14 protein-coding genes are annotated in these 12881 nt (G+C 67.6%); 7 read left to right on the forward strand and 7 right to left on the reverse strand.

Features of this window, described 5'->3' with window-relative positions; translation table 11 throughout:
* Positions 1-46: 46 nt before the first annotated feature.
* Positions 47-697, forward strand: a complete 651-nt coding sequence (locus HTZ84_RS10985; protein ID WP_174680717.1) for a helix-turn-helix domain-containing protein — start codon at positions 47-49, stop codon at positions 695-697.
* Positions 698-761: 64 nt separating this feature from the next.
* Here the strand turns inward: HTZ84_RS10985 and HTZ84_RS10990 are convergent, their stop codons facing one another.
* Positions 762-1403 carry an SDR family oxidoreductase gene (locus HTZ84_RS10990; RefSeq protein WP_174680718.1) on the reverse strand — a complete coding sequence of 214 codons (642 nt, stop codon included), beginning with the start codon at positions 1401-1403 and terminating at the stop codon, positions 762-764.
* Between the two features lie 177 nt (positions 1404-1580).
* On the opposite strand from HTZ84_RS10990, the gene HTZ84_RS10995 reads away from it, so the two are divergent.
* Positions 1581-2627 carry a phytoene/squalene synthase family protein gene (locus tag HTZ84_RS10995; RefSeq protein WP_174680719.1) on the forward strand — a complete coding sequence of 349 codons (1047 nt, stop codon included), beginning with the start codon at positions 1581-1583 and terminating at the stop codon, positions 2625-2627.
* Between the two features lie 142 nt (positions 2628-2769).
* Here HTZ84_RS10995 and HTZ84_RS11000 read toward each other — a convergent pair whose 3' ends face one another.
* Entirely contained in the window at positions 2770-3027 is a 258-nt protein-coding gene (locus HTZ84_RS11000; RefSeq protein ID WP_174680720.1) for a DUF5789 family protein, read from the reverse strand.
* 124 nt (positions 3028-3151) lie between these two features.
* The gene (locus HTZ84_RS11005) at positions 3152-4438 is read right to left on the reverse strand and encodes a hypothetical protein (RefSeq protein WP_174680721.1); all 1287 of its coding nucleotides are present in this window, start codon (positions 4436-4438) and stop codon (positions 3152-3154) included.
* Between the two features lie 62 nt (positions 4439-4500).
* On the opposite strand from HTZ84_RS11005, the gene HTZ84_RS11010 reads away from it, so the two are divergent.
* Positions 4501-4707 (forward strand): hypothetical protein, encoded by a 207-nt coding sequence (locus HTZ84_RS11010; RefSeq protein ID WP_174680722.1) that lies wholly within the window; start codon positions 4501-4503, stop codon positions 4705-4707.
* A 48-nt stretch (positions 4708-4755) separates the two neighbouring features.
* On the opposite strand, the gene HTZ84_RS11015 is transcribed toward HTZ84_RS11010, so the two are convergent.
* Positions 4756-5994, reverse strand: a complete 1239-nt coding sequence (locus HTZ84_RS11015; protein WP_174680723.1) for a pyridoxal phosphate-dependent aminotransferase — start codon at positions 5992-5994, stop codon at positions 4756-4758.
* 152 nt (positions 5995-6146) lie between these two features.
* Positions 6147-7001, reverse strand: a complete 855-nt coding sequence (locus HTZ84_RS11020) for a 3-hydroxyacyl-CoA dehydrogenase family protein (RefSeq protein ID WP_174680724.1) — start codon at positions 6999-7001, stop codon at positions 6147-6149.
* 80 nt (positions 7002-7081) lie between these two features.
* Here HTZ84_RS11020 and HTZ84_RS11025 point away from each other — a divergent pair, with 80 nt between their 5' ends.
* From HTZ84_RS11025 to HTZ84_RS11040, 4 genes are all read left to right on the forward strand, one after another.
* The gene (locus HTZ84_RS11025) at positions 7082-8110 is read left to right on the forward strand and encodes an SGNH/GDSL hydrolase family protein (protein WP_174680725.1); all 1029 of its coding nucleotides are present in this window, start codon (positions 7082-7084) and stop codon (positions 8108-8110) included.
* A 109-nt stretch (positions 8111-8219) separates the two neighbouring features.
* Entirely contained in the window at positions 8220-9008 is a 789-nt protein-coding gene (locus HTZ84_RS11030; protein ID WP_174680726.1) for a hypothetical protein, read from the forward strand.
* A gap of 116 nt (positions 9009-9124) precedes the next feature.
* On the forward strand, positions 9125-9919 hold the full coding sequence (locus HTZ84_RS11035; RefSeq protein WP_174680727.1) for a class I fructose-bisphosphate aldolase: 795 nt from the start codon (positions 9125-9127) through the stop codon (positions 9917-9919).
* Position 9920: 1 nt separating this feature from the next.
* Positions 9921-10790: a class 1 fructose-bisphosphatase gene (locus tag HTZ84_RS11040; protein ID WP_174680728.1), complete on the forward strand. Its 870-nt coding sequence runs from the start codon at positions 9921-9923 to the stop codon at positions 10788-10790.
* A gap of 107 nt (positions 10791-10897) precedes the next feature.
* Here the strand turns inward: HTZ84_RS11040 and HTZ84_RS11045 are convergent, their stop codons facing one another.
* Positions 10898-11137 carry a hypothetical protein gene (locus tag HTZ84_RS11045; protein ID WP_174680729.1) on the reverse strand — a complete coding sequence of 80 codons (240 nt, stop codon included), beginning with the start codon at positions 11135-11137 and terminating at the stop codon, positions 10898-10900.
* A gap of 75 nt (positions 11138-11212) precedes the next feature.
* Positions 11213-12316: a hypothetical protein gene (locus HTZ84_RS11050; protein ID WP_174680730.1), complete on the reverse strand. Its 1104-nt coding sequence runs from the start codon at positions 12314-12316 to the stop codon at positions 11213-11215.
* Positions 12317-12881 lie beyond the last annotated feature (565 nt).

Raw genomic sequence — 12881 nt, forward strand, 5'->3', positions numbered from 1 at the left:
ATACATATTCGGACTTTTATATTACCGCCGATCGAACCGCCGACCGATGAGGTATCTCCGACTGACCGTCCGGCCGACGGACCGCGAAATCCATCCGGTACACACGGCCATGACGGAACGGGGGTTCATCGACCGCGTCCGAATGCTCCACTGGAACATCGCGGACGTCGACGTCCCCGCGATCCTGTTCCACGTCGTCGGTGATCCCGAGCGCCTCGCGGAGGAACTCGAGTCGATTCCCGAGATCGAGTCGTTCGGCGTCACTCGAATCGGCGAACGGCGGTGCTACTGTTACACGCAGGGACGGACGACCGACGTCGAGCGGACGCTGTACGACGCGTTCACCCGGGACGGACTGGTCGTCCTCCCGCCGTTGACCTACGAGAACGATGGCGGGGTTCGCTTCGGGGTCGTCGGGGAGGCCGACGCGCTCCGGGCGGTGCTGGCGGCCGTTCCGGACGGGATCGACGTCACGGTCGAACGCGTCGGGGAGTACGACGCGCCGCGGGAGACCGTCGACGCCGCGCTCACGTCGCGCCAGCGGGAGACGCTCGCCGCCGCGAAGGCGGTGGGATACTACGAGACCCCGCGCGAGGCGACGATCGAAGACGTGGCCGCGGAACTGGACTGTGCGCGCAGTACCGCGGCGGAGCACCTCCAGAAGGCGGAGTCGCGTCTCATCCGAACGGTTCTCTGACCGCAGCGACGACGGGTGCTTCGTCGAGGCGGTCCGAACGCACTACGTACGCGTACGCCTCCCGTCATCGCGGCGCGATCGTCTCGAGGGCCTCCGCGATCGGTTCGTCGCCCGAGAGGAGTTCGAACGTCTCACCGATCAGTTCGTCGTGCTCGAGCGCGACCACGAGCGTCCGGGCGACGTCCTCGCGGGGGATGTCGCCGGCGTCCAGTCCGATGTCGTCGCCGACTTCGACCGTCCCGGTGCCGGAGTCGGTCGTCAGTTCGCCCGGCCGGACGATCGTCTCCTGCAGGTCGCTCTGGCGGAGGTACTCGTCGGCCTCGGCCTTGGCGATCAGGTAGTCCTCGAGGGCGTCGGGGCCCGACTCCGGGTCGTCGGCGCCCATCGAGCTGAGCATGACGAAGCGGTCGACGCCCGCGTCTTCGGCGGCGTCGATCAGGTTGATCGCGCCGTCGCGGTCGACGCCGTAGACGTCCTCGCCGCCGGAGCCGGCAGCGAAGATAATCGCGTCGCAGCCCTCGACCGCGTCCGCGACGTCCTCGGTCAGATCCGCCACGACGGGGTCGCCGCCGAGCGCTTCCACCTCGTCGGTCTGGCCCGGGTCGCGGACCATCGCTCGAGCGGTGTCGCCGCGCTCGGCGAGCAGTTCTGTGACGTGCTGTCCCACCTGTCCGTGTGCGCCGGCGACGAGTACGGTCCGAGTCACGACCGCGCTTTGGCCGCGCGGCGGGAAACGAATTGCGGCGGGAACTGCCGGGCCGCCGGCGCGCTCTCGCCGCTCCTCTCCCGTCCCCGGGTTTGGTCGCCGACGTTCACGTCGACCGGAAGAACACGCCGCGACCGGGGTGTTTTTCCCGGGAGAGGTCGAAATGGACTCGAGTAGATGACCACGGGCCAGCCCGAACCTCCAACTGACGCCGACCTGGAGTGGTGTTACGACGCGGTTCACGGCGTTTCGCGGACCTTTTCGATAACGATCGATCGGCTCGAGGAGCCGATGGCGAGACACATCTGTCTGGGATACCTCCTCTGTCGGGTCGCCGACACGATCGAAGACGCGGGACACATTCCGCCGGAAACGCAGACGGAATTGCTCACCGAATACGATCGCGTGCTCGATCCGGACGCCGACCGAACCGTCTCGGAGTTCATGGCCGACGTCGAGCCGTGGCTCCCCGAGGAACGCAGCGACGACTGGGAGGTCGTCGCCCAGACGCCGCGGGTGCTGGGGACCTTCGAGTCGCTTGCCGACGAACCCCGCGAGATCATGCGCGAACCGGTTCGGGAACTCGTCGACGGCATGGCGATGTTCACCGACCGCTACGCCACCGAGGGCGGACTGCGTTTACAGACCGTCGAGGAACTCGAGGAGTACTGCTGGTACGCCGCCGGTACCGTCGGGACGCTGATCACCGGGCTGGTCGCCCGCGGCACCTCCCGAGAGCGGGCCGACGAGATGCGGGAGAACGCCCGTTCGTTCGCCCTCCTCTTGCAACTGGTCAACATCGCGAAGGACGTCGAGGACGACTACCACGAGGAGAACAACGTCTACCTCCCCGCCGAGTGGCTCGCGGCGGAGAACGTCGACGTCGAGGCGGTCACCGACGAGGCCCACCACGGTGGCGTCACGAACGTCATCAAGCGGGTGACAGGCCGCGCCGAGCGCTACCTCGACGACGCCCAGCGGTACCTCGAGGTCGTCCCCGAACACCACGGCAACCGGCTCTCCGCGTGGGCGATTCCCTACCTGCTGGCCGTCGGGACGCTCCGCGAACTGCGAGAGCGCCCCGAGGACGTCGTCCGCGAGGGCGACGTCAAGGTCTCTCGAGCCGAGGTCTTCGCGTTGCTCCAGCAGTTCGAGGACGGCGTCTCGCGGTCGAACCTGGCCGAACTGCGCAAGGAGATGGCGGAGAAACCGTTACACCACTGACCGACTTCTCTCGGTCGTCGGTTTCGCACGCGTCCAACGGCGCGACGCGACGCTCGCGCGATGCTCGAGTCGGTCGACGATCCCGAGACCACCACTTCGAGTCTGCTGGCGCCGAGTACGGCGCTGATGGCGTTCCGTACGCTTATCCTTCCCCTTCTGACTGGTAGGGCTCGCCGACGGCGTGGCGAGGGAGGAGGTTGAACACTTCCGATTGCAGATCGTCCGTCGACGAGAACTCGTCGGCGCCCGATCCGGCGACGAGTTCGCCGAGGTTCTCCTCGCCGTCGGCCAGGACCAGCGTCACGTCGTCGCACTGGTCGGCGACCGCGTCCCGAGAGACCGGATAGTCGAGTTCCTCGAGCACCGACTCGATGTCGTTGAGGTGGACGTTTCGACCCATACCGGGTCCTTCGACGCCAGTCAGCTTACAGCTACGCATGCGTCAGCGATCGGAACGGTCCGCGCCGAACGGCTCGCTCGTTCGCTTTCCGACCGCCGTTCGGTCCGATTCCGACCTCGAGCGGTCAGTCGGCGCCGAGCGCGAGCCGTCGGCCGAGCAGCGCGAGCGGGTAGCCGAAGGCGGCGACGGCCGCGACCCACGGCAACAGGAGGAGACCGTACAGGGCCGGCCCGTAGCCGAACGCGGAGACGGGAGCGACGCTCGCGATCGCGGCGATCGGCGCGACCGCGGCGCCCGCGACGAGCGCGACCGGGAACCGTCCGCGCTCGGCGACGTACCCGATCGGAAGACAGAGCGCGGTGGCCGCGCCGAAACAAAGCGGGATCGCGTACACCGGCGGGCCGGCGAGCGGGAGGGCGATCCCGCCGGCGACGAGCGTCGCGAGGAGCGACAGTCCGACGAGCCCGCGGGTCTCGAGCCGACGGCCGAGGCGGCGCGCCCCGCTCCCCAGCAGGGCGTAGCCGACCCCGAGCGAGGCCAGCGCGACGGGGCCCGACGCGAGGCCGGCGTCCGTCGCGACCACGCCGACGACGAGGAAGCCGACTGCCCCGACGACGCCGACGGCTGCGATCAGTCGCTCGAGCGTCGCGGCGTCGAAGACGGCGATCCCCAGATCGGTTCGACAGACTGCGACGCCGACGAGTCCGACGAGTAGCCCGAGCGCGGCGCCGCCGCGCACCCCGTGTTCGAGGGCCGTCGGCCCGACCTCGAGACCGATCGTGGCGTAGCCGGCCGCCGCTCCGAGAACGCCGCCGCTGCCGTAGGTGACGTACGTCTGCCTGTCGAACTCGGCGTCGTCCGTCCACGTCGCGGTATTCTCGTCAACCGCGGCGTCCGGGACGCGGTTCGTGATTTCCGTCCCCTCGGGCGCGTGGATCGTCACGCGCTCGGCCGTCCGGCCGTAGCGAGCGTTCGACGCCCCGAGAGCGAAGTAATCGACGATCCAGGCGTCGCCGACGCCCTGCCTGGCGAGGTCGTCGACGGCGTACTCGACGACCACCGTCTCCCCGTCGAGCGTCGACTCGACGGCGCCGACGTCGCCCTCGGCCGCGTGATAGGGCGCCCACGCGTCGTCGACCGCGGCCTCGAGGGCGCTCTCGTTGGCCCGGTACCGCTCGGCGGTCGAGGAGTCGACGGGAACGCGGGCCCGCCAGAGCGAATCGCCGCGTTCGTCGACGTAGATATCGAGCGTCCCCGCCCCGGTCGCCCCGTCGATCCCCGCTTCGTCGGTCACGTCGGAGCTACAGACCCCGCAGAGTTGGGTCGGCGGCGGTGCGCCCGCGACGGCGGCGATTCCCGCGAGGGTGACGAGACAGAGGAGAGCGACGATCGCGAGGGGGGAGGTGCGCATATTTTCCATATTCGAATATAGGATATAAAAACATCGAGGTGAGTCTAACGGGGACTCGACCGGTGGTCGCGGTCCGGAGTCGCGGCGTCGGGAATCAACAGGTCGCCTCGTCGATCTCGCACGCGGGGACGTCGATCGAACGCCACGGCCTCGACGACTACATCCGGTCGGTCGCCCTCGCCGATGGCGCCCGTCTCGTCGCCATCGTCGAGGGAATCGTCGTCTTCGAAATGAGTGATCGCGGTTCGGGCAGTGATAGTGGTTCGTAGACCGTTTCTGCAGCTCTCTCGAGACGGCAGTGCCGACGACCGGGACGATCACTCGGTGCCCAATTCGGTTCGAACTAGTTCCTCGAGCCGATCCAGTCCCAGTTCGAGGCGGTCGCGATCGTTCGCGAAACTCAGCCGGAGGTGTCCCTCGCCGCCGTCGCCGAAGGCCCGTCCGGGCGCCGTGACGACGCCCTGCTCGTAGAGAAGTCGCTTGGCGACGTCCACGCTCGAGCCCTCGAGCGCGCTCACGTCGACGAACGCGTAGAAGGCCCCCTCGGGTCGAGCGACGGAAACGTGGGGTGTCGACTCGAGACGGTCGACGACGTAGTCCCGGCGAGAACGGAAGGCGGCGATCATCTCGCGAAACGGCTCCTGGGGACCGGTCAGCGCCTCGATCGCGGCGTGCTGGGCGGGCGTGTTGACGCAGGAGGTCGTGCTCTCGTGGATCTTCGCGATCTGTGCGACGACGTCCTCGGGACCGGAGAGCCAGCCGACCCGCCAGCCGGTCATCGCGTAGGCCTTCGAGAAGGAGTCGATCGAGAGCACCCGGTCGTCGCGGTCGGCGACGCTCGCGACTCGAGGCGGAATCTCGTCGTAGGTGAGTTGCCGGTAGACTTCGTCGGCGAGCACGTAGGCGTCGTGCTCGGCGGCGGCCTCGACGACGCGTTCGATCGCGTCCGCGGCGTACGCCCGACCGGTCGGGTTCGAGGGCGAGGTCAGCGTGACCGCCGCCGTGTTCGGGCCGATGGCGTCGACGATTCGATCGGCGTCGGGTTCGAATCCCTCCTCGGCCGGCATCGGCACCTCCACGGGGACGCCGTCGGCGAGTTTCGCCTGCGAGATCGGGTTCGGCCAGGCGGGCGTCGGTACGACGACCTCCGCGCCGGGGTCGACGACCGTCTGGATCGCGAGGTGCAGCGCCTCGACGCCGCCGTTCGTGACGACGAGTTCCGACTCGGGGTCGACCGTCAGATCGCCGTCGGCCGACAGCGTCTCGGCGATCGCCTCCCTGAGCGCCGGCAGTCCCGCGTTCGAAGTGTACCGGGTCGCTCCGTCGCGGGCGGCCTCGAACGCCGCGTCGACGACGTGGTCCGGCGTGTCGAAGTCGGGTTCGCCGAACTCGAGGTGGACGAGGTCGACCTCGTCCCCGCGCTCGCGCTCGTACTCGGCGGCGAGTTCGAACATCACGCGGATCCCCTGGGGCTCGATGTCGCGGACGCGGCCGGAGAGGCGATCGCTCTCGGTCCCGCGTTCGGTGTCGGGTTCGGAGGCGGACGATCGATTCATTGCGCGAACCGACGTCCGTAGACGGCAAGAAGATTCGGTGTCGGAACCGACGGAACCGGGTCGGTCAGTGGGACTCCGGTAACTCGCGTCCCTCGACTCGAGGTGACGACTGCCGACTCGAGGGCGGCCTCGTACGGCTACCGCCCGAGACGTCACTCGTACTCGTAGAACCCCTCGCCCGTCTTCTTGCCGAGGTCGCCGGCCTCGACCTTCCGCTTGAGGAGGTAGGCGGGCGTATAGCGGTCGCCGAGTTCCTCGTGGAGGGTCTCGGAGGCGTGCAGGCAGACGTCCAGCCCGATGTGATCCGCCAGCGTCAGCGGGCCCATGGGGACGTTCGTGCCGAGTTCCATCCCCGCGTCGATGTCCTCCTTCGTCGCGACGCCCTCGTCGAAGGCGCGGATCCCCTCGTTGATCCACGGCATCAGGATGCGGTTGGTGACGAAGCCGGGTTTATCGTCGGCCTCCCAGGTCGTCTTCTCTAACTCCTCGGCGAGGTCGTGTGCGAGCTCGGTCGCCGCCTCGGTCGTCTTCTCGCCGACGACCACCTCGACGCCCTCCATGATCGGGACGGGGTTCATGAAGTGCAGGCCGATCACCCGCTCGGGGTGCTCCAAGTCGCTCGCGATCGAGGTGATCGAGAGCGTGCTCGTGTTCGTCGCGAGCAGCACGTCCTCGTCGCAGACCCGCTCGAGATCGGCGAAGACGTCCTGCTTGACCTCGAGGTCCTCGAGGGCGGCCTCGACGACGAGGTCGCAGTCCGACAGTTCCTCGATGGTCGTCGTCCCCTCGATCCGATCGCGGATCGTCTCGGGATCGTCCTCGAGGGCGTCCCGACTCTCGAGTCGGTTGAGGCTGTCCGCGATGGTCTCGAAGCCGCTCTCGACGAACTCCTGCTCGATGTCGCGCATCACGACGTCGTACCCGTTAGTCGCAGCGACCTGCGCGATGCCGCTGCCCATCGTTCCCGCGCCGACGACGCCGATCCGCTCGATTCGGTCGCGAACCATGCCTCGAGTTCCACGCTCCGATTGGTAAACGTGGGGGCGTGAAACTAGAAATATAAGTCGCTGGGAAAGTCGGTTGAACCATGCAACGGGATGGCATCCAGTTCCACAACGTCGGCGATCGGCGACCGATCGAGGGTCGGGACGGACAGTTGCTCCAGCGCGTTCCGGAATCGGTACGGACGGAACTCAACGACGGCGCGCAGTCCCGAATGCGCCATCCCGCGGGCGTCGAACTCCGGTTCGTTCCCGACGGTTCCGCGACGGTGACGCTCTCGACGGTCTCCGGCGGGAGCGCCGAGGAGGGAACCGTCCGCGTCTTCTGGGGGCCGATCCAGGGCTCGACGGAGGTCGTCGTCGGCTCCGAGCCGACGGATATCGAGGTCTCGCTGCCGGAGAAACTCGCCGACCTCGAGCCGTCGGCCGTCGAGGACCTCGCCTTCGACCCCCGCGTCTGTCGGATCCGGTTGCCGGGCGAGCACCGCGGCGGGCCGATGGTCTACCACGGCGTCGAGGGCGACGTCCGGCCGCCGCGAAACGAGGAACTCCCCGACCGGCGCTACCTCGCCTACGGCACCTCGATCACCGAGGGCGAGGCGCCCCTGGCCGAGCACCTGACCTACGTCGATCAGACGGCGCGCCGGCTGGACGCCGACCTCGTGAATCTCGGCTCCTGTGGCACCGCCTACTGCGACGCCGCGATGGCCGACCACATCGCCGAGCGCGACGACTGGGACGTCGCGACGCTCTCGGTCTCGGTGAACATGGTCGGCACGTTCGAGCCCGCGGAGTTCCGCGAGCGGGCCGAACGGCTGATCGACCGCGTGGCGAGCGCCCATCCCGACAAACCGGTCGTCGCGATCACCATCTTCCGCAACGCCATGGACGTCTGTCGGAGCAACGGCGAGACCGAACTCTGCGAGCGGTTCCGCGAGGAACTGCGCGAAATCGTCGCCGAAACGTCCCACGACAACGTCCACCTCCTCGAGGGGCCCGAACTGCTCCCGACGATCGGGGGGCTGACGACCGATCTGGTCCACCCCGGCGACAACGCGATGATCGCGATGGGCGAGACCCTCGCCGCCGAACTCGAGCCCCTGCTCGAGGACTGAGTCCGGACCGTCGACGAGGATCGACCGAACCGTTCGGTCGACGATACATTCTGCTCGAGGGTAACCTTCAAGGATCGAGGGTGTGAGCTATCGGTAACTGGTGAACCGTGTGAGTAAGAACGACGCCGTCACCGAACGGGGAGGGAAGGGGGGCAGCGAATCCAACGGCGCAGCCGATGCCGACGTCGACGCCGGGACCGAAACGGTCGATCTCGGGATCGGTATCTCGGTCGATCTCGACGTCGACGCCGTCGACGAGGACGCCGATCACGTCGAACTCGCGTTCGACGAGGACGACTATCTCGAGTCGGCCGACGACTCAGCGCAGGGCCGGGCGGACGACGGGAAACGACGCGACCGCGACGACCGCGGGCGCGGCCGCGAACTCGAGTCCGGCGAGCGCGAGCGCCTCGAGCGCGCCGGCGTCGATCCCGACGCGGTCCGCGAGAAGGAGTACTCCTACCGGCTGTTGCTCGACGCGGGCCTCGACGAAGCGACCGCGGACGCGCTGCGACGGCGGTTCTCGCTGCCGTGGTCGTTCGAGGGCGACAGCGACCTCGAGCGGCGCTCGAGCGAGGTGCGCGGCCTCGGGGCCGCCGAGCGCGAGTGGATCGCGGTCAGCGGGGACGAGGACTGGCAGTCCTTCGAGTACGAGCACTCGCCGATCGCCGCCGTCGAGCGCGACAGGCCCTCCGAGCGGCCGTATCCGAAACCGACGCCCGTGACGGCGGTCACCGGCGTCGGTCCCGACGACGCCGACGACCTGGCCGAGGCCGGCGTCCGATCGGCGGAGCGGCTGGCGACGGTGAGCGCCTTCGCGGTCGCCACCGCCCTCGACCTCGACGTCTTGCACGTCCGGAGCTGGCGGCACAACGCGCGGGAACTGCTCGATACCTAAACGTGATCGCTCGAGTCGACTCGAGCGGCGCTGTCGGGCTAATAACTACGAATGTACGTAATTTCGATAATCCGGACCATCAGAGATATATAGCGGCCTAGTGCACCGTCTAACAGATGATTCCGATCGACGACTCCCCGATCGTTCGCGACGGCAAGTCACTGATTCTCGCGATGGACCACGGGCTCGAGCACGGGCCCGTCGACTTCGAAGACGTGCCGGAGAAGCTCGATCCGTCGACGGTCTTCGAGACGGCGACCCACGACGCCGTTACCGCGATGGCCGTCCAGAAGGGGATCGCCGAGGGCTACTACCCCAGCTACGAGGACGACGTCAACCTCCTGTTGAAGTTAAACGGAACGTCGAACCTCTGGATGGGCGAGCCGGACTCGGCGGTCAACTGTTCGGTCGACTACGCCGCCGAAATCGGCGCCGACGCCCTCGGCTTTACCGTCTACGGCGGCTCGAACCACGAGATCGAGATGGTCGAGGAGTTCCGCGACGCCCAGGAGAAGGGCCGCGAGTACGACCTTCCGATGGTCATGTGGTCGTACCCGCGCGGGCAGGGGCTGAAAAACGACACCAAACCCTCGACGATCTCCTACGCGACCCGACTGGCCCTCGAACTGGGCGCCGACATCGCGAAGGTCAAGTATCCCGGCAGCAAGGACGCGATGGCTCACGCGGTGCAGTGTGCCGGCGACATGAACGTCGTCATGTCCGGCGGCTCGAAGACCTCCGACTACGAGTTCCTGTCGACCGTCGAGGCCGTGATCGACGCCGGCGCGACGGGGCTTGCCGTCGGCCGCAACGTCTGGCAGCGCGAGGACCCGACCCGGCTGCTCGACGCCCTCGAGAAGGTCATCTACGAGGAGGAAACCGCCGACGCCGCACTCGAGCAGACTGAATAGGATGACGGTGTCCGATCCAGTCGTCGAGGACGTCGTCGCCACCATCAGCCGGTCGGCGACCGAGATCACGCAGGGGCTCATCGGCCGCCGCGGCGCCGTCGACGAGGAGAACCCCAGCGGCGAGACCCAGATGGAGGCCGACGTCTGGGCCGACGAGATGCTCGGCGAGCGACTCGCCGCGATCGACGGCGTCGGACAGTACGCCAGCGAGGAGCGCCCCGAGGTCGAGGACTGCGGTGAAGACCCCGGCTCGAGCGACGCCTACGCGGTCGCCGTCGACCCGCTGGACGGCTCCTCGAATCTCAGGTCCAACAACTCGATGGGGACGATCTTCGGCGTCTACGACGCCGCCCTGCCGGCGCCGGGCGAGGACCTGATCGCGGCCGGCTACGTCCTCTACGGGCCGATCACGACGATGGTGATCGCCACCGAGGAGACCGTCGCCGAGTACGAGATGACCGGCGGCGAACGCCAACTCATCGAGCGGGACATCACCCTGCCCGACGAACCGGTCGTCTACGGCTTCGGCGGCCGCGTCCCCGACTGGCCCGCGGACTTCGAGCGCTACGCCCGCGAGGTCGAGGACGAACTCAAACTCCGCTACGGCGGCGCGATGATCGCCGACGTCAACCAGGTGCTCACCTACGGCGGGGTCTTCGCGTACCCCGCCCTCGAGTCCAGTCCGGAAGGCAAACTGCGACTGCAGTTCGAGGGCAACCCCATCGGCTACGTCATCGAACGCGCCGGGGGACGGTCCTCGAACGGCGTCAAGTCGCTGCTGTCCGTCGAACCCGACGCGTTACACGACCGGACGCCGGTCCACGTCGGCAACGCCGACCTGATCGATCGGCTCGAGGAGGCCCTCGAATAATCGCCGCCGTCGGGCGGTTTTTCTAGTAGCCACTGAAAGTCAATGCACACCTGCTCGCGTGACGGCAGTGCGATCAGTGTGTAATTCGTTTCAGTGGCTACTACAGTTCAGTCGCGACGCCACGCCGCCGTAACCGTGACGTAGACGCCGATTCCGGCGATGAGCAGCGCGTAAAATGCCCACCGTGGCCACGCGACCTCGAGGAAGAACAGCGCCAGGAAGACGACCCAGGCCGTGGCGACGAGCAGGTCGACGAGGAGGCGAAGGGCGGTACTCACGAGGCCGCGGACGGTTCGGCGGTCGCGATTCGATTCGTGGTTCGATCCGGAAGCGGTGTCAGTTGCCATGGGTTCGGTGCGTGCGGGCGGTGACGGCGAACGCGGACGTCGTGCGGTCGTGAGCGATCATCGGTACAGCGCGGGTCAGAAGTAGTAGCCGTGTTTCTCGGTTATTTTGTAGGCGCCGACGCCCCAGACGTAGCTCTGGCCCGGCCACCAGGTCCGGGCGTTGTTGAACCCGGCGATGAGCACCTCGTCGTCCTCGCCCTCGGGATCGGAATGGAAGCTCACCGACCCGCTGTCGCCGTCGGTCAGGTCCATCTCGCCGCCCCAGCGGATCTGACCGTAGCGACAGAAGTCGTCGGTGAAGCAGGTGACCGCGTCGATCCCCTGGATCTTTCCGACCGTGTGGCCGGTCACCGCGCCGACCTTCTCGAGTTCCGCGTCGCGGGCGACGAGGTCGGCGAGTCCGAGTCGCGTGAACTGGCCGCGAACGCGGGCCGTCGACGGCGTGTCGACCCTGTCCGACGGTTCGACGGTTCCGTACGGCTCGACGGCGACGACGTCCTCGGCCGGATGGGCGCGGTCGACGGTGCCGAGTTCGATCGAATCGTCGTTCTCGAGCGGTAACAAGAGCTCGTCGCTGTGCGCCTCTGCGCCGCCCTGAAAGGCGTGTTCGGCGGTCACGAACAGCTCTCGTTCGGCGTCGGGATCGTACAGCGTGGGGCCGAGCGTCGCGAGGCTATCGGTCGTTTCGCAGGCGACGCCGGTCGGCACCGCGTCGTTCGTGATGGAGTGGGCCAGCCGCGGATCGAGGTTCTCGGGTCCCTGTTCGATGTCGTCGATGTCGATGATCGTCTCGATATCGATCGAGACGCCGTCGGCGAGGCCGTCGAGCGCCTCGCGAATCGAACCCGCGTCGCTCGAGATGCCGACGGAAACGGACGCGGTGGCGCTGTCGTAGGAGCCGGGGACGACGGCGCTGCCGAGGTAGCCGGTAAACGCCGTCCGCGCCAGTAACTCGTTTAGCTCGAACGCTTTCTGGACGGTGGCGTACCACTCCGCGGGAACGTACTTCGTTCGCTTCTCGAGGGACCACGGATCGTCGGGGTCGGGTCTGACGAACGCGGTGACGATCGGGACCTCGCCGTCGTCGGCCGCGAGAAAGTCGTCGACGCCGAGCAGCCCCGCGACGCCGATCCCGTAGCCGCCGGTAACCAGGGTCCGGAGAAACTCGCGACGGTCCATACCTGCCTCGATCCGGTTTCGAATCGTCGCGAGACGGTGACTGAGATGCTCGATATATGTACGTTCCATGCCGCTACTCGATAGTTCGACTCGAATGCACCCCGCGTAGTGGCAAAGCTAATGTTCACCTACACGGGAGAGTTGATCCGGATCGGATACAAGGGCAAAATCGTCGAAAGCGATTCTGCCTGCAGCTGCCGTTCCCGTTTCGGATCGCGCTGATCGAGCCCCGATATAATAGCTGGACGACTGAACGCGAGCGTTGGTGGCAGTCGCCCGTCCAGCGTACGATGTCTCCGTGCTGGTGACCACGGAGGCAGTACGGCCGGGCAGCGCGGATCGAAGCGGGTCGCACGTTTCCGCGACCGACTTCGACTCCGTCCGCCCGCCCGTACGACTCACTCCCGATCGGTTCGCGTCCCACGACACGCGATCCTCCTCATCCCCTCGTGGCGAACTCCGAAGATCGGTGCGGTCGGTCGACGCGAACCGCTCTCCTCTCTTTCCCTCTGTGCCGTCGCCGACGCAGTCCGGCAGCCGCTTCCGTCCTCCCGACGACGAACGG

This window comes from Haloterrigena gelatinilytica, from assembly GCF_013342145.1.
Lineage (GTDB): Archaea > Halobacteriota > Halobacteria > Halobacteriales > Natrialbaceae > Haloterrigena > Haloterrigena gelatinilytica.

Coding starts and splice junctions, on each gene's coding strand:
- HTZ84_RS10985 (WP_174680717.1), top strand. CDS start 47: ATGAGGTATCTCCGACTGACCGTCCGGCCGACGGACCGCGAAATCCAT.
- HTZ84_RS10995 (WP_174680719.1), top strand. CDS start 1,581: ATGACCACGGGCCAGCCCGAACCTCCAACTGACGCCGACCTGGAGTGG.
- HTZ84_RS11000 (WP_174680720.1), bottom strand. CDS start 3,027: ATGGGTCGAAACGTCCACCTCAACGACATCGAGTCGGTGCTCGAGGAA.
- HTZ84_RS11005 (WP_174680721.1), bottom strand. CDS start 4,438: ATGCGCACCTCCCCCCTCGCGATCGTCGCTCTCCTCTGTCTCGTCACC.
- HTZ84_RS11015 (WP_174680723.1), bottom strand. CDS start 5,994: ATGAATCGATCGTCCGCCTCCGAACCCGACACCGAACGCGGGACCGAG.
- HTZ84_RS11020 (WP_174680724.1), bottom strand. CDS start 7,001: ATGGTTCGCGACCGAATCGAGCGGATCGGCGTCGTCGGCGCGGGAACG.
- HTZ84_RS11025 (WP_174680725.1), top strand. CDS start 7,082: ATGCAACGGGATGGCATCCAGTTCCACAACGTCGGCGATCGGCGACCG.
- HTZ84_RS11035 (WP_174680727.1), top strand. CDS start 9,125: ATGATTCCGATCGACGACTCCCCGATCGTTCGCGACGGCAAGTCACTG.
- HTZ84_RS11040 (WP_174680728.1), top strand. CDS start 9,921: ATGACGGTGTCCGATCCAGTCGTCGAGGACGTCGTCGCCACCATCAGC.
- HTZ84_RS11045 (WP_174680729.1), bottom strand. CDS start 11,137: ATGGCAACTGACACCGCTTCCGGATCGAACCACGAATCGAATCGCGAC.
- HTZ84_RS11050 (WP_174680730.1), bottom strand. CDS start 12,316: ATGGACCGTCGCGAGTTTCTCCGGACCCTGGTTACCGGCGGCTACGGG.